This window comes from Bacillus sp. MAG717A (assembly GCF_036884855.1).
GTDB lineage: Bacteria > Bacillota > Bacilli > Bacillales > Bacillaceae > Bacillus > Bacillus safensis.
Genome location: NZ_CP145733.1, coordinates 1,524,633 through 1,544,692, shown reverse-complemented (window position 1 = coordinate 1,544,692; position 20,060 = coordinate 1,524,633). Strand labels below are relative to the sequence as shown.

18 protein-coding genes, 1 pseudogene and 1 riboswitch are annotated in these 20,060 nt (G+C 40.7%); of the genes and pseudogenes, 8 read left to right on the top strand and 11 right to left on the bottom strand.

Annotated elements, in window-relative coordinates; translation table 11 throughout:
* Positions 1-4: 4 nt before the first annotated feature.
* Complete coding sequence (locus V6Z54_RS07910; protein ID WP_338527886.1) at positions 5-1,864, bottom strand: beta-glucoside-specific PTS transporter subunit IIABC; 1,860 nt, start codon at positions 1,862-1,864, stop codon at positions 5-7.
* Positions 1,865-2,326: 462 nt separating this feature from the next.
* Between V6Z54_RS07910 and V6Z54_RS07905 the strand changes: the two genes are divergently transcribed.
* Together V6Z54_RS07905 and V6Z54_RS07900 are read left to right on the top strand one after the other, a co-directional pair.
* Positions 2,327-2,569 (top strand): hypothetical protein, encoded by a 243-nt coding sequence (locus tag V6Z54_RS07905; protein WP_256928158.1) that lies wholly within the window; start codon positions 2,327-2,329, stop codon positions 2,567-2,569.
* Positions 2,570-2,573: 4 nt separating this feature from the next.
* Positions 2,574-3,056 carry a DUF4188 domain-containing protein gene (locus V6Z54_RS07900; RefSeq protein ID WP_338527885.1) on the top strand — a complete coding sequence of 161 codons (483 nt, stop codon included), beginning with the start codon at positions 2,574-2,576 and terminating at the stop codon, positions 3,054-3,056.
* A gap of 11 nt (positions 3,057-3,067) precedes the next feature.
* Here V6Z54_RS07900 and V6Z54_RS07895 read toward each other — a convergent pair whose 3' ends face one another.
* Entirely contained in the window at positions 3,068-3,691 is a 624-nt protein-coding gene (locus V6Z54_RS07895) for a CoA pyrophosphatase (RefSeq protein WP_338527884.1), read from the bottom strand.
* A 171-nt stretch (positions 3,692-3,862) separates the two neighbouring features.
* On the opposite strand from V6Z54_RS07895, the gene V6Z54_RS07890 reads away from it, so the two are divergent.
* Both V6Z54_RS07890 and V6Z54_RS07885 read left to right on the top strand, forming a co-directional pair.
* Positions 3,863-4,069, top strand: a complete 207-nt coding sequence (locus V6Z54_RS07890; RefSeq protein ID WP_003215336.1) for a helix-turn-helix transcriptional regulator — start codon at positions 3,863-3,865, stop codon at positions 4,067-4,069.
* Entirely contained in the window at positions 4,066-4,746 is a 681-nt protein-coding gene (locus V6Z54_RS07885) for a DUF3169 family protein (RefSeq protein WP_338527883.1), read from the top strand. Before V6Z54_RS07890 ends, V6Z54_RS07885 begins: the two co-directional genes overlap by 4 nt.
* A gap of 47 nt (positions 4,747-4,793) precedes the next feature.
* On the opposite strand, the gene V6Z54_RS07880 is transcribed toward V6Z54_RS07885, so the two are convergent.
* Positions 4,794-6,140, bottom strand: coding sequence for an amino acid permease (locus V6Z54_RS07880; RefSeq protein WP_041087432.1), 1,347 nt, complete (start codon positions 6,138-6,140; stop codon positions 4,794-4,796).
* A 163-nt stretch (positions 6,141-6,303) separates the two neighbouring features.
* Positions 6,304-6,383, bottom strand: a riboswitch (glycine riboswitch).
* 264 nt (positions 6,384-6,647) lie between these two features.
* On the opposite strand from V6Z54_RS07880, the gene V6Z54_RS07875 reads away from it, so the two are divergent.
* The 3 genes from V6Z54_RS07875 to V6Z54_RS07865 all read left to right on the top strand — a co-directional run bounded on the left by V6Z54_RS07875 (position 6,648) and on the right by V6Z54_RS07865 (position 10,210).
* On the top strand, positions 6,648-7,667 hold the full coding sequence (locus V6Z54_RS07875; RefSeq protein WP_041087430.1) for a LacI family DNA-binding transcriptional regulator: 1,020 nt from the start codon (positions 6,648-6,650) through the stop codon (positions 7,665-7,667).
* Between the two features lie 440 nt (positions 7,668-8,107).
* Positions 8,108-9,289, top strand: a complete 1,182-nt coding sequence (locus V6Z54_RS07870; protein WP_075612199.1) for an MFS transporter — start codon at positions 8,108-8,110, stop codon at positions 9,287-9,289.
* Between the two features lie 18 nt (positions 9,290-9,307).
* Positions 9,308-10,210, top strand: coding sequence for a shikimate dehydrogenase (locus V6Z54_RS07865; RefSeq protein ID WP_041087424.1), 903 nt, complete (start codon positions 9,308-9,310; stop codon positions 10,208-10,210).
* A gap of 42 nt (positions 10,211-10,252) precedes the next feature.
* Here V6Z54_RS07865 and V6Z54_RS07860 read toward each other — a convergent pair whose 3' ends face one another.
* The 6 genes and pseudogenes from V6Z54_RS07860 to V6Z54_RS07835 form a co-directional block, all read right to left on the bottom strand.
* Positions 10,253-11,446, bottom strand: coding sequence for an MFS transporter (locus V6Z54_RS07860; protein ID WP_041087422.1), 1,194 nt, complete (start codon positions 11,444-11,446; stop codon positions 10,253-10,255).
* A 561-nt stretch (positions 11,447-12,007) separates the two neighbouring features.
* A complete protein-coding gene (locus tag V6Z54_RS07855; RefSeq protein WP_338527882.1) occupies positions 12,008-12,175 on the bottom strand; it encodes a hypothetical protein in 168 nt (55 codons plus the stop codon).
* 199 nt (positions 12,176-12,374) lie between these two features.
* Positions 12,375-12,687, bottom strand: a pseudogene (locus V6Z54_RS07850) (tRNA-Val4).
* Positions 12,688-12,770: 83 nt separating this feature from the next.
* On the bottom strand, positions 12,771-13,097 hold the full coding sequence (locus V6Z54_RS07845) for a hypothetical protein (RefSeq protein WP_041087420.1): 327 nt from the start codon (positions 13,095-13,097) through the stop codon (positions 12,771-12,773).
* Between the two features lie 19 nt (positions 13,098-13,116).
* Positions 13,117-14,838: a T7SS effector LXG polymorphic toxin gene (locus V6Z54_RS07840; protein WP_338527966.1), complete on the bottom strand. Its 1,722-nt coding sequence runs from the start codon at positions 14,836-14,838 to the stop codon at positions 13,117-13,119.
* A gap of 164 nt (positions 14,839-15,002) precedes the next feature.
* Complete coding sequence (locus V6Z54_RS07835; protein ID WP_338527881.1) at positions 15,003-16,238, bottom strand: TerD family protein; 1,236 nt, start codon at positions 16,236-16,238, stop codon at positions 15,003-15,005.
* Between the two features lie 162 nt (positions 16,239-16,400).
* Between V6Z54_RS07835 and V6Z54_RS07830 the strand changes: the two genes are divergently transcribed.
* On the top strand, positions 16,401-16,562 hold the full coding sequence (locus tag V6Z54_RS07830; protein ID WP_041089488.1) for a hypothetical protein: 162 nt from the start codon (positions 16,401-16,403) through the stop codon (positions 16,560-16,562).
* 51 nt (positions 16,563-16,613) lie between these two features.
* Here the strand turns inward: V6Z54_RS07830 and bglA are convergent, their stop codons facing one another.
* Together bglA and V6Z54_RS07820 are read right to left on the bottom strand one after the other, a co-directional pair.
* On the bottom strand, positions 16,614-18,053 hold the full coding sequence (gene bglA / locus V6Z54_RS07825; protein ID WP_338527965.1) for a 6-phospho-beta-glucosidase BglA: 1,440 nt from the start codon (positions 18,051-18,053) through the stop codon (positions 16,614-16,616).
* A 9-nt stretch (positions 18,054-18,062) separates the two neighbouring features.
* Positions 18,063-19,961, bottom strand: a complete 1,899-nt coding sequence (locus V6Z54_RS07820) for a beta-glucoside-specific PTS transporter subunit IIABC (protein WP_039182778.1) — start codon at positions 19,959-19,961, stop codon at positions 18,063-18,065.
* Positions 19,962-20,060 lie beyond the last annotated feature (99 nt).

The following is a 20,060-nucleotide window of genomic DNA, read 5'->3' as shown; positions in this document are numbered from 1 at the left end:
ATGATTAGCCTCCTAATTGTGTAACAACCATCAATGTATCTTGACGATTGACCTCTTGTAATGGCTGTACCTTAATATCATATTGATCTGTATTTGTGACTACAGCAAGTGTTACTGGATCATATCCTGCTTCCATGATTTTTTCTAGATCAAATTCAATCAATAAATCACCCGCTTGAACACGATCTCCAGCCTGTACTTTTGGATGGAAATACTGCCCTTCCAACTGAACGGTGTCAATGCCGATGTGGAATAATACTTCAACTCCATGGTCCGTTTTCATACCAAGTGCATGGTTTGTTTCGAACAGCAAGGTTACCTCTCCATCTACAGGTGCATAAAGTGCTCCTTTTGAAGGTACAATGGCAATTCCTTCTCCCATGACCTTTGAAGAGAAAATATCATCTTTCACTTCGGATAGAGAGATCATTTGGCCAATCACAGGGCTCTTGAATGTTTCGCCTGCTCCAATTTTTTCAGCAAACCCAGCTTGATCCTTTGTCTTTTCTTCTACTGTTCGATCTTTACCTAATACAAAAGCAGCGATAAAGGCGACAATAAATGAAATGACCGCTCCAATGATAGCAAACATCAGATTTCGCGGTAGCTCATCTGATATAAACATCGACATGCTTGCTAAACCAGGACCAACAAGCACAAAGGCTTGTATACCAACTAATCCAATGAAAATTCCGCCAACAAACGAACCAATCATGACACTTCCTAGAACTCGCTTATTTTGCAGTGTCACACCATACAGCGCTGGCTCTGTGATGCCAAAAAAGGCTGATATCCCTGCCGAAATGGCTGTTGATCTAAGTACCTTGTCTTTTGTTCGAAGTGCCACAGCGAAACACGCTCCACTTTCCGCAATATTATGCGCAAGTGATGCCGGCAAATAAAGTGCTTCTTTCCCAAGGGTTCCCATCGTTGTGACTGCATAAGGAACCATTGCTTTATGCATGCCTGATGCCACCATGAATGGGAGGACCGCTGCTAAAATGGCGACAGCTACCCAGCCTACCGTATTAAACATCGAAAGAATAATAGATGAAAAACCTTGCCCCGCTGTAAAACCAATCGGTCCTAACAGAAGTAGCGTAACTGGTACAGTAATGACCAATGACATCATCGGAACGAAGAAAATCCGAATTGGTTTTGGTGAAAACCGTGTAAAGAATTTTTCCATTTGCGCGTAAAGCAATACAGAAAGGATTGCCGGAAACACTTGATACGCATAAGCTATATTTTTCACATCGAATGACAGTAATTGTGCACCTTCTGTAAGCATCGCCGTCATGTTCGGCAGAAGAAGCGCACCGACTGCTGATAGTGCGACCAGTGGGTTTACTTTTAGTTTATTCGCCGTCGTTACAGCAACTAGTAAAGGCAGAAAGTAAAGTGGTGCGTCACCTACCATGTTCAGTATTTGATAGGTTTGTCCCTTTGCATCCATCCAGCCTAATAAAGAGAAAAGGAGAAGAAATGATTTTAAAATTCCTCCGCCTGCGATAGCTGGTACAAGCGGCTGGAAGACACCGACAATGAAATCTAACAGAACTGTGCCTGCTCTTCTTTTTTCTTTTGGCTGATTGGATGGCACGTCTTGGCTTGATGAGCTGCTGCCTATTAAACTTGTTACCTTTTGATACACTTCAATGACGTCATTCCCAATGACTACTTGGCATTGCCCTGACATTCTGACAGCTATAACACCTGGTGTTTTTTCTAGTGCTGATACATCTGCCTTTTTCTGATCAATTAGTGTGAAGCGAAGTCTTGTTGAACAATGCTCAAGGTGCGCAATGTTTTCTTTGCCGCCTACATGCTGTAAAACGTCTTTGGCAACTTGTGTGTAATTCATTTTTTCTCCCCCTTTTCTCATACACGAGACCTATATTTCGGCAATAAAAAAAGGACCTAAAACGACAAATAAAAGAAAAATTCATCGTTTTTAGATCCTGCCTGCATGACCAGTCACATGTCTAATTTATTCATATTGGATTTGTTTTTAGTATATATGCATTATATGAAAGCGTCAACATTTATTTTTCTAAAAATTATAAAGGTCTATATACCTAAATCGCTCTTCTTTCATAGTTGAAGTAACCTCCCTCTTTTCTATACAATAAATTTCCTTTTGTCATCACCAAAAACTATTTTCGTTTAAAAAACAGATAAGTTTAAAATGACCCATCTGGTTATCATCATCTATTTTTTCTTCAGCCTGCTTTTTGAATGCTTCCGTTTGTTCTTTGATATTCCTCTTTCGTGATAGCTTTAAATTCTATTGTACCGCCTGCCATTTTAAAAGAACATTTAATTGATGTTGCATCTCGGTCAATATCTTTCGTTTGAGGAGAAACTAGCGCTTTTACAGGATTATGAGAGGCAGCTCCGTATTCGTTATGAGACATATGTTGCGATTGAACAAAACATTCAAGAGCTTTACCTAGATGAAGCGGATGCGAAGTATTGGCTGTTTACTTTAGATTATGGGAAAAGAGTGGCTCAAGCTGGAATTGATTGGTGCGTGGAGACATTCCATTCGATGAAGAAGGAAGGATAAATGAATGAAAAAAGACATACGTGCTGGCAGATTTACAACGGACAATTCTGATTCGATTGTTGTGTTCATTATCGGAATGAGAATCAACAAACGCTGGGCCATTCATCAATGGATGCCTGTGTTCATGGCGATGCCTAGCATGATCAAGGAGCTGTATACCCATCAAGAGGAGCTAGGGTTTCTTGGGACAGAAAATTACTTTGGATTACGTACGACAGCAATGATTCAATATTGGAAATCAACAGATGACCTCCTTGCCTATGCCAAGATGGAGAAGCATTTGGCTGCTTGGAAAAGATTTAACCAAATGGCACGAAATAATGATGCAGTCGGAATTTATCATGAAACATACCAAATTCAAGCCGGCTCGTATGAATCCGTCTACGTGAACATGCCTTCCTACGGACTGAGCCAAGCGAGAGCGCCTATTCCAATTGGTAAAGGAAAACAAACAGCGAAGGAACGTCTGAATACAACAAATTCCTAGAGAACGATTCTCTAGGAATTTTTTTTTGCAACTGTCACAAAATGCTTTAATATGCGGGCTGTTAATCCCCATATGGTGTAGTTTTCGTAATCATAAAACCATTCCTCAATCGAACGGCTCCCCCAGCTGTATTTTTCACCATTCATGATTTTTTCATAAGGGAAGTCCTCTCCTGGTGTTGGCTGAACGGATACATGATGTAGGTACGGCTCATATTGGCTGAGCCATGATAGAGGCACGGTAAAGGTTTCTTCTACTTCTTCTTGATTATAGGAGTGTTTCACTTTTTGCTCATCAATGATACCGACATATGGGTATACGACAAAGGATGGAGAAGCGATATAAGGACTGAGCTGTCCAAGGATTTCGACCGATTCTGGCGGGATGCCCAGCTCTTCATGTGTTTCTCGCAGTGCAGCTTCCTGTGCTGTTTCGCTGCCGTCGAGCTTGCCCCCAGGAAAGCTAATATCCCCCGGCTGTTTTCTCATCGACAGTGATCGTACCTCAAATAATATATGCCATTCTCCATTTACTTGTACTAAAGGGATAAGGACTGCTGCTTTGAACGCTGTCTCTTCTCCAATGAACAACGGTTGTGATTGATGTAAGTCATTTTTTAATTGATCAATGAACACGGCCATCACCTGTTTTCTGTTTCTCTTTCCTTTAGCGTATCATGGTTCACCTTTTGAATAAAGATGATCTTTCTGACAATTATTTTTATCATTTTGACAACTTTACTTGTCAAAATGAATATAATGCTTTACAATCAAGGAAAGATTTCAATCAAAACTTGAGGTGACAGAATGAAAAATCGGTTAAAAGAGCTTCGTGCGCGTGATGGTTTAAACCAAACTGAGCTTGCAAAGCGTGCAAAGGTCTCTCGTCAAACCATCAGCTTAATGGAACGAGATGAATTAATGCCGTCTCTCTTGCTCGCTGTTAAGCTTTCACGAATTTTTCAGGAACCCATTGAACGTATTTTTCTATTCGAGGAGGATGAACTATCATGAAAACTGTATACAAAATGCTCTTAGGTGCTCTCCTTGGCTTTCTCGGTGCTTACTGTCTGCTGGCAGCCGAATTTGAGATGACACTTCTTGATATTGCATTTGAAGCAACTCTTGTCATCAGTGGATTGACGATTTTATTGATTATTTATTGTTTTTCAGGGATTTCACGTATGAAAAAAAGAGTGTCTCTTTTGGTCTCTGGAGATGAGGAAGATGAACTGGAGGCTAAGCAATATCGGACCTTTACTGATTCGACATTAGCCAATACGGTGAGTACGATTTTGTCCATTATTGCCATCGGTATAACCATCGTCACCGAGCAGCCACTCTGGTTGATTCTGGTCAATGCTGCTTTATTTATCGTCACCATTATCAGTTCTTATGCAGCGATATCCGTCCTCAAACTTGTCTATCCTAATCGCAATCTGCCAAATCCGTCCGACAAAGACTATAGTAAAAAGCTGCTCGCCATTTCAGACGAAGGGGAAAAGCATGTCATGCTTGGCGGACTGTTTCACACGTATCAAATGATGAATATCCTATTGACCAGTGCCATGTTTATTTTGATTGTGTATTCCCTCGGAGCCAATCACTCTCAACTCTTCTCGATCGTGGTCATTGGGGTTGTTTTGATCATTTTGAATGCAAATTATGTGTTGAGGATTAGAAATCGTTAAATGATAAAAAGCACAGCTCTGTCAAAAGGCTGTGCTTTTTCCGTACGTTACGATGCACGGCGTTTCTTTCGTGCATAAATCAAAAATAAGAAACCAAACCATACCGGTGTCAATAGTAGCGCTGGACGTGTTGCATCTGCGAAGAGCATGATCACGAGAATGGCAGCAAAGAGCGCAAGAACGCAAATATTCACAAAAGGTGTGAACGGTGCTTTAAAGGTAGATGCTACATGCAGTTCAGGCCGTGTTTTTTTATATTTCAAATGACAAATTAAAATAATACTCCATACCCAAATGAAACAAATGGCACTGATCGTGGTAACAATCCCAAAGGCTTGTTCGGGAATCAGCTTGCTTAAAAGAGCACCGACCGATACTACAATCGTTGAAACGAATAGCGCATTACTAGGGACAGCGTGCTTGTTCAAACGTCCAAAGGAAGCTGGCCCCTGCTTTTGATGACTGAGATTATACAGAATACGGCTTGTCGAGAACATGCCGCTATTACAAGCTGATGCCGCAGACGTCAACACAACAAAATTGATAAGCCCCGCTGCTACTGGTATCCCAATGAGTCCAAAGGTTTTCACAAAAGGACTTTCTGATGCACTGAGCTCAGTCCATGGGTTGATACATAGTAAAACAAAGATCGCACCTACATAGAAAAATAGAATTCTTAATGGAATCTTATTAATCGCAGAGGGGATGTTTTTTTGCGGATTGGCTGTTTCTGCTGCGGATACACCAACCAGTTCAACTCCCACATACGCAAAAATCACCATCTGGAATGACAGCAAGAAGCCTGTGACACCATTCGGGAAAAACCCACCATGAGACCATAAATTCGTTACTGTCACCGGTCCGGCATCTGTTTGAAAACCAATGATTAAAAGAACAATTCCAACACCGATCAATAATAGAATCGTAATCACTTTAATGAGTGCAAACCAAAATTCCATTTCTCCAAAAAGCTTCACTGTTAACAAATTAAATCCTAGTAAAATCAACAAACAAATGATGGCAGGAATCCACTGCGGGATGTCAAACCAATACTGCACATACACCCCGACCGCAATGACATCCGCCATCGCTGTCATAATCCAGCAAAACCAATATGTCCACCCTGTCACAAAGGATGCCCACGGGCCGAGATAGTCCTCCGCAATATCGGTTAATGACTGATAACCCGCCTTCGATAAAAGTAATTCTCCAAGTGCCCTCATGACAAAAAAGATGGCCATTCCGACAATTAAATAAGCAAAAATAATTGATGGACCTGCCAATTGAATGGCTTTTCCAGAGCCTAGAAACAGGCCTGTTCCGATGGTTCCGCCAATGGCAATCAATTGCACATGACGGTTTGATAAATCTCGTTTTAATTCTTGTTGAGCCAATGCTAACGACCTCCTACGACACGATCTTATACTGAAATAATGAACCCCTCAAAAAGTCCATAAAAAAAGAGATTGGATGCGCTCCAATCTCATGGTCATAAAAGAATAGCAAAATAGAGAAAAGTAATACACGGCATCATCCATGCACCACAAATACAATATTTCGTACTCTTCTGTCCTTTTGCCTGAGATTGTGAACCCTTCGGCGCCGCACATACATGCGGTCTCTCCAGAAGCTGCTCCTGCTATAGTGTGACCCACAGCAATCATAGCCTTCGTTATTTAATTAAAATGTTGCTATTTCTGAATAATTTTATATTTTACGCCTCAATCAGAAAGCTGTCAATGGTAATCTTTTATGATTTACGGCGTTACTCATATGTCTTCACTTCATCAATCCCCCCTGATTCATGTATAATAAATCAAAAGATGTTCGGCTCGTCTGATGGAGAAATCCCTCTTGATCATGAACAAAGTTAGGCAATCCATTGAAGTTGGTGAAGACAAATGAAAAAAATGAACAAACAGCGTGTCACATTACAGGAAGTCGCCAAGCATGCCGGTGTCTCGACTTCAACGGCATCACTCGTTGTTCGAAATAATCCTAGAATCTCTGAAGCCACTCGAAACAAAGTACTGCAAGCCATGGAGGACTTAGGATACGTATACGACCGCGTTGCTGCCAACATGCGGTCAAAAAGCTCAAATATCGTGGGTGTGATTGTTACGGATATTTCTAACACCTTTATTTCGGAGTTTTTAATTGGCGTACAAACCACGCTTGAATCTCTGGGCTATACCGTTTTACTTGGTACGACCTTTGACAGTGTCGATAAACAGGAGCGCCTCATTTCCACTATGGTAGAGCACCGAGTTGGCGGAATCATTTTGAACCTAGCTTCGAAAAGCTCGGCTCGAACGGCCAAACAATTAAATCAAATTCGCACCCCAAAAGTACTGGCAAATCGCGAACTATCAGATGTGCAATGTGATTATGTCGGTGTTGATTATGAACAAGGTACTTGGATGGCGGTTCATCATCTTCTTCAAAAGGGACATCGGCGCATTGCCTTTTTAGGCGGCATCAAGACCTCTTCGACTTGGATTGAACGAATGAAAGGTTTCAAAAGAGCTCATGACGAAGAAAATGTGACGATTGATGATTCTCTTATTATTGATATAGAACCTACTCGTGAAGGCGGTAAAGAAGCACTCGCCCGAGTGATGAATCAGCCCGAACCCCCTACTGCCATTTTTTGTTTCAGTGACTTAGTCGCATTTGGGGTCATTCAAGCACTGTCAGCACGGGGCATCCAGCCTGGTGAAGATATTGATGTGGTTGGATTCGATAATGTTCCTGAAGCGGAGATGTACCATCCTCCGCTCACCACTGTTTCCTCCTTCCCCCGATCCATCGGGGTAAAAGCAGCGAACCTTTTATATCATAAAATGAACGAACAGGATGAAGAGCTGCAGCGGTTGATTTTAAAGCCTCAACTTCATATTAGAGAAACCTCTCCATCATGATGAAAAAGAGAATTGTGTGCAGCAATTCTCTTTTTTTATTGGTCAAGTCAACAATTTCTTTGTTTCATTTTTCTTTTTTTAAATCACAAAGTCATAAACTTGACACATTTAAAATGCAGGAGTATATTTATCTCGTTGCTTCTTTTAGTATATCGTTATACCTATTTCGTCATATCGTTATTTCTATCAAAAAACAGTTAAAAGTGATTTTTCATGATTCTGATCAAATCATGAAGTCTCACTTCCTATATAAGGCTGTTATTATTTTTTACATTTTAGTAGAACGATATACTTAATTGGAGAACAGATGAATATTCATTATTTTTTCATCAATAAGGGGTGTTGTGATGGGCTTCGTATTCTTAATTTTGAAGGAAACAATAACAAAGGGTATACAAAGAATTTGACCTTAAAGGGGTTTCAAATATAGGAGTGGGAACATGAAAAATCCTTATATAAAATCGTCACTTGGCATGTATTTAAATTACTTCATGCTTGGCATGATCAATATTATTGTAGCTTCCAACATGGACAGCTTATCTGAACGCTACCAGGTAGATATTCCGAAAATCAGCTTGCTTGTATCGGCGATCGGAATTGGTAAACTCATTGCGCTCTTTTTCTCAGGCCGGTTAGCCGACAGCTGGGGACGTAAGCCTGTCATTATTACAGGAAATTTTCTTTACTTATTATTCTTAATCGGTATTCCAACGACAACAAGTTATACACTGGCATTTATCTTTGCGATTTCAGCAGGTATTGCCAACTCACTGCTTGATTCAGGAACCTATCCTGCTTTGTCAGAGTCATTTCCTAAAAAAGCAAGTTCGGCTTCTGTTTTAGTAAAAGCGTCTGTATCCATTGGGGCGACTGTTCTTCCATTTATCTTGGCGTTCCTAGTGGCACATGACATCTTCTGGGGCTGGGCGTTCTTTGGACTAGGGCTTCTTTATTTACTTGTAGGAATTTACTTAATCTTTATGCCATTCCCGAACCATAAGCAAGTTTCTTCACAAGACGCTCTTCCAGTACAAGACCAGCTGAAGGAAGAACCAAAAATGCTTGGCGAAGGTTTAGCTGTTGTACTGATGGGATTCACATCGACTGCATTGTTTGTCGTATGGCAGACATGGCTTCCGCAGCTCGGGTTGAAATTAATCGGACTTGGCACAGAACAAGCCACACAGCTTCTATCTTATTTTAGTATTGGTGCTCTGGTATCTGTTCTATTGCTTTCGATCGTCTTAGATAAATTCATTTCACCGATTATGGTCGCGATCATTTATCCAATTGGGGCGTTCCTTGCAATGCTTTCACTTTTCCAAATCGAAACGTATAGCATTGTCATTGTCAGCACCTTCTTCTTAGGACTATTTACAGCGGGAATCTTCCAGCTGGCGATGAGTATTATGATGAAATTGTTCCCGACAAACAAAGCAACGGCTTCATCCTACGTCAACATTGCGGCAAGCTCAGCGTTTATTCTCGTGCCGCTCATTACAAGTGGATTGGTCAGCACGTACGATATTAAAATGACGTTGTTTTTCGATATGATCATTGCGGTTATTAGCGTATTACTAGCGATCTTTGTTCTTGGACGTATGAAAAAATTATTTAGATAACTAAAGGAGATGTCAATCATGACAAACATACATGAACGAAATATTGATGGAAAAACAAAATTAGTCGGTCTTCTTGCTACACCAATCGGACACAGCCTTTCACCACGTATGCATAACCTTGGCTATACACTAACAGGTATCAACTATGCTTACCTCGCATTTGAAGTAGGGAATGACGAACTAGAAGCAGCCGTAAGCGGTATGAAAGCAATGGGTGCAGCTGGATTTAACGTTTCTATGCCGAACAAAATGAAAGTACTAGATTACTTAGACGAACTAGATGATTCTGCAAGATATACACGTGCTAGTAACACTGTAGTAAACAAAGATGGTAAGCTCATCGGCTACAACACAGACGGTCTTGGATATGTGAGAAACTTGATTGAGCATGGCGTTGAATTAGCCGGCAAAAAAGTCACACTCGTTGGCTCTGGCGGCGCGGCAACTCCGATTGCGATTCAGCTTGCACAGTCCGGCATTCGTGAAATTAGTATTTTTGCTCGTAATGACCAATACTTTGTTCAAGCAGAAGAAAATGTAAATTACATCAACAACGAAATGAAATCTTTCGGTGTCAAAGCAAACATTTTCCCACTTGAAGACAAAGACGCGTTCCGCCGTGAAGTAGCAGAAAGTGCGATCCTAGCAAACGGGACAAGCCTTGGCATGAAACCACTAGATCAGCTCAGTATTATCGATGATACACTTGATGTACTTCGTAAAGATTTGATCGTGACAGATGTCGTATACAACCCGCAAAAAACAAAGCTTCTTGCACAAGCACAAGAAGCTGGTGCCAAAACGATTAACGGTCTTGGAATGATGCTATGGCAAGGAGCACTTGCTTACAAACTCTTTACTGGTGAAGATATGCCAGTTGATCAAGTAAAACAAATTCTTTTTGAAAATGACCGTTTCTAAAACAAAAGAAAGACGACTTCCTAAGCGGAGGTCGTCTTTTTTTTAATCATGTACCATAACTTGGCGGTAGCGATACAGGATATACAGTGCGCCGATAATGGCCGCAACAGCCACCACTGCATCGAACATAAAGATTTGTAAAATGGACGCGTGACTCTGAATTAAACCTGTTACGACCGGGATGACGATAGCCGACACGCCGCCCGCTGTAGAGATAATCCCAGTCATCGTCCCTTTGTTTTTCCAGAAGAATTCAGCCATCACAGTTAACGTCAGCTGAAAAACTCCTGCTGTTGAAAATCCCAATACAAAAGCATTGACGGTTCCTATGACTGGCGATTTCACGACCAAGAGCACACAAATAGAAACAAGTGTAATGATTGGATAGATCAGCAGCACAGTGACCGGACGGACAAAACGGCGCAGCAGAAATGCGAGCATCACAACAGACAGCAGCCCGCCCATGCTATAGTAACTGAGTAGTTTCACAGCACTGCCCGATGCCATCCCCAAGATGGCCTCACCGTATGTAGGAAGCCAAATTTGCGGCAGTGCATACAGCCCATTTGACGTAAAGCTGATCAATATGAGTGCGATCCCTTCCCTCCAAAATGTAGGCTCTGTCGAGAAGCGCGGAAGTCCATCATGCTCCGTTACCTGGACTTGCTCCACCTTGCGATGATTCGGAAATGGCAAGGTCCACAGCATCACGACATTCACAAGATAGATCAGAGCAGGAACAAAAAATGCTATTCCATAAAACAAATCATGCTCTGCTAAAAAGAAAATCGCTAGTGGCAAAATGGTGGCCCCAATGGAGATAAAGGCCTTCACCATCACATTCGCAGATCCCGAGTTTTGCGGAAAAGCCTCCATTAACGCAGGATACGTTCCTGCATCCATTGCCGAATTCGCGACCCCTGCCAAAATCGCAAACGCAAACGCGATTTGATAATTCGGAGACAATGGGATTCCGATGAGGAACACCGCCATCAGCACACCAGAAACCAAAATGACCGGCTTCCGCCCAAAACGATCTGACAGTACGCCTGATAAACCATACGTGAGCACCCTGCCAATGCCAAGCGCCGAAATCATATAACTAATTCCCGCACTATTGGTATCTAATTGTTCGATTAAAAATGGCATATTTGAAGCCAAAATAATATTGACCATACCTAATAAAAAGTAATTAATATACAGACTAGAAGCCGTTCTCACATACGGATTCCTCATCCTGACACACCCCTCAACACCATCGCAATGAAGTGACAAATAATGGTTACGCTTACAAGATCTCATATGTGAGGAAGAACAGCTTTGCAGCCTTCACGTTCATACATCTCATCATGTCATGCAGCTCACAGCTTACACGCCCTTCATGTATCAAGCATTTCTTCAATTTTTCACTGCTCTTATTTTATACGAATGCGAAAGGTAAAGATAGTGAATTGCTTAAATTTGAGGGGAATTCATCGATCAAGCGTATGACACCATCGATAGAAAAAAGGAGTGGTTCATTCCACTCCTTAAGTGATGTCTCAATTCTGTTCATCGCAGCCCCCAAATACTTAGCTCATAAAAATATTCCGTTCTCTCGATGCATAATCCAAAACGGAAATATTCTGCCAAAAATAAAATCCCCATACCCACTTGAAAATTTTGTTTGCTCAAGAAGGTGATTTAAATGAATAAAGACTTCATTCACATTCACTTTAAGTGCTTCAATTTCATGCTCTCGAAAAAACATTAATCGCGCTTGTGCAGGAGTTACTTTCACCTAGCTGATCCATTCCTTTAACATTGTACAGACTTTTCAATATGCTCTCGATAGTGTTCTCCATGTATTGCAATTTTATATTCTCTCGATTGAAGGAAAGCAAACACCTTCTGACAAAACAATTGATTTTCCTCGATATCTAAAAAGGGGTTTTCTGGAAGTGTCATATAGCTTAATTCGTTCATTAAGTGTTTTCTTCTGCTTTTTCTTTTTAAGGTTTTGATTTTTGGGTTTCTGTTGTTATTCATAGAAATCACCATTTTAGAGTTACCGTACTTTTTGTATTCAAACATCTTCAGATTTCTAATTAAACAAAAGCACTTGTAGCCTGAAGGACTAATCAAGTGCCTGAATCATTATTTTTCTACTCGTCAATAATAATATTTAATCTTCAAATATTTCTGGTATTTTTTCTTTCCAAATCAACAACAGCTCTATGAATTCCTGGTTCTTCAATCCTATAATGATGTTCAACTGTTGTTTCATTTTTTTTGATAATTACACTTGTAGCATTCAATGTAATTTCAAAGTTTACGTATTCTCCATCTATAACATTTTGAATATATCCTAAATACTCATCAACTTCTTCTGTTGTTGAAATATCTTGTATAAAATCTGCGAAAATACTTATTTCTTCTGGGAGTATTATTGCTAAGTTACCAAATTGATCTTCCTTAAATTCATATGAATACTCCATATAAGTTAATCACCTTCATACTTAAGGTTTATAGTGACTAATTTATACAGTCCAACTCATCATCTGTTTCAAAGCCACAAAATTTAATCATCATTTATTTGCTCGTCAACTTCTTCTAGATACTTTTCTGTATCCAAATAAGATTCAATAAGATTATCTAAAAATTCAACACTAACCTCTCGACTATCTTCATAAATATGCATTTTAGCTCCGGCTTTTTCTAGTAAACTGATAATTTTTTTCATCTCTTTCAATTCATCAATATCTAATAAATTATAAGATAAAATAAAATCATTTTTATTTATTGCTTCTTTTATTTCAGAAATACTTTTATCTGTAAGTTTTCTTAGAATTGAGATATATTTGATTTGATTATCATCTTTCTCTATTCGCATTTTTATTTTAGGCATTTATTTTCTCCTCCATAGTTTAGAAATCGTCAATAGGTTTAATTCTTTCTCCAGGCAGACTGTTCTTCCAATTACCTCCATGCCAACCATTAAAATGTTCATTTGGTGTGGCTGGATATATAATTTCACCTTTATTCGCTAAATGTGGATATTGTGATGCACTGTAAGAATGGTGACCTTGCACAGTTTTTCCATCTACTTTAGGCTTCTTACCATTTAGAATATCACTTAATTGCTGCTTATCCCAGTTTCTGGTTGGACCCTCTTTATTCAAAATCCTTTGACGTTCCTGATACCAAAACTCATTCACACCAGTGTTTCTATGTTTGGCAAACTTTTTATTCCATCTATAATTTTCGTATTCTAATTTCGTAATCGTCCTATTCTCAAATTTGTCTTTCAACTCTTTCATCTTCTTAGCGCTTAACTGCTTTCTTTGTATAGGGTGCTTCTTTAAATCTAATCCCTTGGTTCTTTCTGCTATAATATTCTCAGCAACTTTTTGTTCACCGATCCTCAGACTACCATTGAAGCTCTTTTTACCAAACGGCAAAAGCATCCCCAGAGCCGTGTTCATACTCGCTTCCTGCTGTTCTTTAGAAATTTTATTTCCAAACATATCTCGGCCAGTGATCGCTTCGCTGAAGCCGTTGGTGGCGGTGAGGCCATATAAGCCTTTTTGAGATGTTTTCAAGGCGTCAAAGGATTTTTGTGATGTCTTGTAGATGTCAACTGCCCTGACTGCGGCTGATGTGGCTTGGGTGGTTTTATAGACAGCTTTTCCGCCTTTGAAAATGCGGCCTGCCCAGCCGACGATTGGGATGTAGCCTGCTGCTGCCATGCCTCCTGCCGCGACTCGCTGGCCTGCGGTGAGTTCCTCACCTGTGATTGGATCAACACCTGTTGCGGCACGTTTTGCATCGTTCACACCAGTCAGTTCATTGACGATATTTCCACCGTAATCGAGCGCTTTTTCATACCAAGGACGGTTGGCGAGGGCTTCTTGTTCCTTTGCGATCTCGCGGGCTTCTTCTTGTTCTTTTTTGATTTTCAGATATTCAGAAGTTTGCTTTTCAATATCACTTTTTGCCTTGTAGATTTCGCTATTTTGATACGCTTTCTTGTCAAAATTCATAGGCGAAATCGCTTTTCCGTCATTTGTCGCATTCATCATTTCAGCGTACAATGCCATTGTAGCTTGCTGCTCCGTCTCTGACAAAGCATATTCATCTTTTAAATTTTGATCAAGCTCTCTTAGATCTTTGACTGTCTTTTTTCGTTCATCTTCCGCATCTTCTATTTTTTCGTCAAAGTTTTGGCTATCAAATACCTCTAGTGAAATGAGATCATCAATGTCTTGAAAAATCGTTTTGAGTGCCTTTTTTTGATCCTTTACAATGCTTTTGGCATTTTTAATGCCCATATGTACTGCGTTGTCTAAAAAGTGTTCTTCTACAAAGGTATCGCCACCAAAGCTCGTATCATCAAGTGCCCCAGAAACACCTTCATGAAAGGCTTTTTGCTTATCGATGAAGCTGATAAACATGTCTACATTTCCGGCGAGCTCTTTATAAAAGCTTTTAATGTTATCGGCACCTTTCCCAGTAAAATCATCACCGAGGTTGGCCACACCTTGTAATGCCTTTTTTAAATCTACCATTTGTTCGCGGAGTTCCTGATAGTGTTTTGCCCTTGTGTCCATGGCACTTGTTAGTGCTTTTGCATCAAGTATCTTGCCCAGAAGAAGTCACTCCCTCCATTATTGATCATAAAGTCTATTTTACCGTGCCCCTCAAAACGGAAAAATAGGCTAAATAACATAAATAATGGAATAGGCTCTCTATTTAAAAGTTAAATAAAATAAGCTAGACAATGGACTTTGCTCTGTCTAGCCATACATTCGTTTTATTTATAATCATTGATTGGTCCTTTATCCATCAAAACATCAATTTCATTAGAAGACTTCATTTTTAATTTAGGTCTGCGCTCGGAATTTGGTTTGCTGTAAAGCTCTAGCGGACGGATGATCACACCATCATTTGTATTTTGAAGCATACCCGGCACACAAGAATAAATCCGATCATTATCATTCGCATGTTTGGCATGAATTGTCACAGATGTTCCTTGGTGATTATCGATACTCATAGATACCCTATATCTATAAAAGGAACCTGTTCCGTTTGATTGAGCAGAATAAACAACCGGAACGATAGCAAGGATATCGTCATTTAACCGTAATTTAATGACTTCTGTTTTCATCAATTCACGGTCTCTACCGACATCTCCCATATGCTCTACAGCTCCGTTACCGTAACTTTTGAGAGCAGGAACACCTTTTGCGCCAAACATGGCCACATCTATTTGTTTTCCTGACTTCGTATAGACCAATGCATAAATATCATAATCAGTTCCAGACTCCCAGGATACTGTAGCTGTAATCTCAGGCGTTTTTTCAATGATGATCGGTTTATGACCTTTGTCTAGACTAATTTTACCTTGAACTTTCTCTAAGCTAATTGGTGCAGCGACTTTCTCTTTAGCAGCTGGCTTCATTGGAGCAGGCTCATCAATTAATTTTTCAGAAGTCATTTGAGGAGGTGTAGAAACATCCTGTTCATCAGGTTCAACCTCTACCCCAAAAAGCTTGCATAGCCCTTCTAATCCAGAATCGAAGCCACGCCAGATGGATCGTGCTTTCGTTTCACCATTTCTGATATATAGCTCTACTACGACAATACCCTTTTCATTTGTAAAGCTTACTGGTGTAAGGTATAGTACCTCATCGCCTGTTTGAATTTCTGCTTGCAGATTCTTCACTTGAGAAAAACCAATTCCTTGATCCTCTGTTAGTGTAATCGCCACCTTTGTGATTCCAGCAGGCACTTTGCTCATATCAAAATTCAATTGATGCCTTTTCAACTGACCTGATATCTCTGCTGGTAAAAGTGTCGCGACACCCGTGGCACTCTCCGGCTGATTGTAAAAAATAATGCCATGATCTCCTTGAACTAGATCTGAATCTGTTAAGAGAAACGCTGTTAAAGAAATATCAATTGCAGATGATACTTCATAACTGATAGATACTTGTCCCTTTGGAGAGTTTAGTACGGTATTGGCACCCATTTGCAGAGTTTGATTCATTTCAACAGCTCCTATTCTTTATCTACCATTTATCGCTTTTATAGATCAATTATACCAAATGGTGTAATAGAGCCTATTAATATCTTTATCTCATTTTCAATCTCTGCAATGATATGAGACAATGCCAATTAAAAACAAACTACTCTCGAAAGGAGAATCAATGTGTATAAAAAAATCATTCCTGCTGTTATGGTGATATTCGGCTTTTGGATTCTTCTTCAAATATCCTTGAACATTAAGATCTTTCTCAATCCAATGAACTATTTTGTCGCTATTACTCTCTTTTTTCTTTGTATTCAGGCATTAATAAAACATAAACAATGAAAAACCCGAACAAGCATATACCACGCTCGTCCGGGCTTCTATTTTCCTTTATTACACTTCTTCACCGTTCGTTGCGATGACGTTTTGATACCAAGTAAACGAATCTTTTTTGAGGCGCTTCATTGAGCCGTTTCCTTCGTTGTCGCGGTCAACGTAGATCATGCCGTAGCGTTTTTTCATTTCTCCTGTTGTGAATGACACGATATCAATGATGCCCCAAGGTGTGTAGCCAATAAGGTCGACACCGTCGTATTCAATGGCTTTTTTCAGTGCTTCGATATGAGAAGCGAGATATTGAATTCTTTCTGGATCGTGAATAGAACCGTCTTCTTCCACTTGATCTATTGCACCAAATCCATTCTCTACGATGAATAACGGGATTTGATAGCGATCGTAAAAACGATTCAATGTATATCTTAAGCCTGTCGGGTCAATGGACCAGCCCCAGTCACTTGATTTGATATAAGGGTTATTTACACCATGCGGCAGGGCTCCGTTGACAATGTCTCCGTTGTGATCAGACACCGTATCACTTTTAACCGTTGTCGACATGTAGTAGCTAAAGCCTAGATAATCCACTTTCCCTTTTCTTAAGCTTTCTTCATCGCCTTCTTCAAATGGAATGTGATAGCCTTCGCGTTCGAATTCTTTTAATGCATAGCTCGGATAGTAGCCGCGCACCTGTACATCTGGGAAGAAATAGCGCTGTCTCATATATTCCTCTGCCAGCATGACATCCTCAGGGTTTGAGGAATATGGATAGATTGGCACGTGAGACACCATCGCTCCAATTTGGAAAGCAGGATTGATTTCTTTTCCTTTGGCTACTGCCCATGCACTTGCAAGTAATTCATGGTGTCCTGCTTGATACATGACTTCTTTGGCATTTTCGCCTGCTTTGACTGATACCCCTGAATTTGTCCAAAGGAACAGCGGGTTGTTGACATCCATTTTGTTATTGATTTCATTAAATGTCATCCAGTATGTGACCTTGTCCTTGTATCGATTGAAGCATACTTCTGCGAATTTCGCGAAATACTCAGCGACTTTTCGGCTGCGGAACCCGCCGTACTCTCTTGCTAAATGGAGCGGCATCTCAAAGTGAGATAGCGTAATCACAGGCTCGATGCCGTGCTTGAGCAGTTCATCGAATACATCATCATAGAATTGTAAACCTGCTTCATTCGGCTCTTCTTCATCTCCCTTAGGGAAAATCCGGCTCCAGCCAATCGATGTACGTAAGCATTTCAAACCCATTTCGGCAAACATCGCGATATCTTCCTTATATCGATGATAGAAATCGATTGCTTCATGATTCGGATAAAATTTATCTTCTTCTATCGTTTCAGTTATTTGTCTCGGTACTCCATGAGCACCTGCTGTCATCACATCTACAACACTTGGGCCTTTTCCAGCTTCATTCCATCCACCTTCAAATTGATGTGCAGCTAATGCTCCGCCCCATAGAAAATCTTTTGGTAATGTCATTATTCATTCCTCCTATTTAACAATTGTGATCATGACGTCTGTTGGCTGACATGTCTCACGTTTCTCTACAATCACATCTTCGTACGCTTGTGTATTGGTGATGATGACTGGTGTGATTGTTTTTAATCCTTTGCTTTCAATGGCTTCTTGATCAAATGTCATCAACAAGTCACCCTTCTTCACCTTGCTGCCTTCTTTGATATGCAGAGTAAATGCTGAGCCATCTAGGGAAACCGTATCAATTCCTACATGAACTAGTAACTCCACCCCGAATTCTGAACGCAGTCCAATCGCATGCTTTGTTGGCGCAAGCATGACGACACTGCCGTCAAACGGTGCATACAGCTTGTTGTCTGTCGGTTCAATCGCAAACCCTTTGCCCATCGCCCCCGAGCTAAATACGGCATCTGGCACTTCAGATAACGGGATCACTTTCCCTGCAAGCGGTGCAGGAATGGTTTCTTCATTATTCATCGAAGCATTCATTTTTTCTCCAACTTGCTCTTTATCAGACGTTGCACCGGCTGTCTGTTCCACTGTATCTTCCCCATAACCAAACATTTGAATAAGCACAACTGGTAAGATCAGCGCAATTGCGACACCAATCAATATGCCGATAATTGATGTTGGATAATCTGAACTAATTCCGTTTACAATCGTCAGTGGACCAGGCAAACCTGCATACGCAAAGTAATAAGGCGTAAAGAAGCTGGCAGCAATGGCACCAACCGCTCCAGATATACATCCGAAAATAAATGGTTTTTTGAAACGCAGGGTAACCCCGTAAATCGCAGGCTCAGTAATTCCAAAGAGACCCGTGATTCCCGCTGAAACCCCGACTTTTCGTGTTTCGCGGTTTCTTGCTTTTAAAATAACCCCTAACACTGCGCCGACCTGAGCGATAACAGCGATGGTTTGATATGCCTGGAAGGAGTCACGTCCATATTGTTCAAAGTTGGCGAGCACCATTGGTGTGATGCCCCAGTGAACACCGAAAATGACAAGCACTTGCCAGAATCCTCCGATAATAGCACCTGCTAAAGCTGGGACATTTTCCGCTAAGACATTGTATCCGTTTGCAATCCCATTTGCACCGGCTGTCGAAAGAGGACCAATTAATAGAATCGTTAACGGAACCATGACAACCATACAGATAAATGGGACAAATAACGGTTTGACCACCTCGTGAATGCGTTTGTTTAAAAATCTCTCTACATATGAAAGAATCCATACCAAGAATAGCGGCGGCAAAACAGATGACGTATAAACTGTTTCAGATAACGCTATGCCTAAAAAAGTAACGCCTTCCCCTGATGCCACGCGTCCAGCAATCTCCGTCCAAGCTGGACTGACAAGCGCTGCTGTACACGCTACGGCGATATACATATTCGTTTTAAAATGCTTGGCTGCTGTGATGGCGATAAAGATAGGCAAAAACGTAAACGGCGCCCATGAAATAAAGCTAAAGACTTCATACGTTCCCGTTTTCGAGAAGCTTGGAAATAATAAATTAATGAGGATAAGTGCACCTTGTAAAATACCTGCTGCTGCCAAAATATACACAAATGGCGCAAACACAGCAGACATGGTCGCGATGACACGGTTCAGCACCGTTCCCTTGTTTTCATTTGGCTGATCATCATCAGACGGCTGCAGCTGAACAAGGCTTGAAAAATGCTCATATACCTCACCAACATGCTGACCGATAACGACCTGAAATTGACCGCCATTTTCCACCACGGTAATGACGCCAGGCATCGCATTGACTGCTTCCTTTGCCTTTGGATTCGAACGTTTCAAGACCAAACGCAGCCGCGTGGCGCATCTTGCAGCACTCACCACATTTTCTTCTCCGCCAACTGCCTCTAAGATGTCTTCTGCAAGCTTTTGATAGTCCCTCACTTTTGACATATAAAACCCCCCTTTATCACTACTAGTATATGTACATTATAATTATACCGGTACAATTTATCAATACATATATAATTTTAGATAGCATATCAAAGGAAA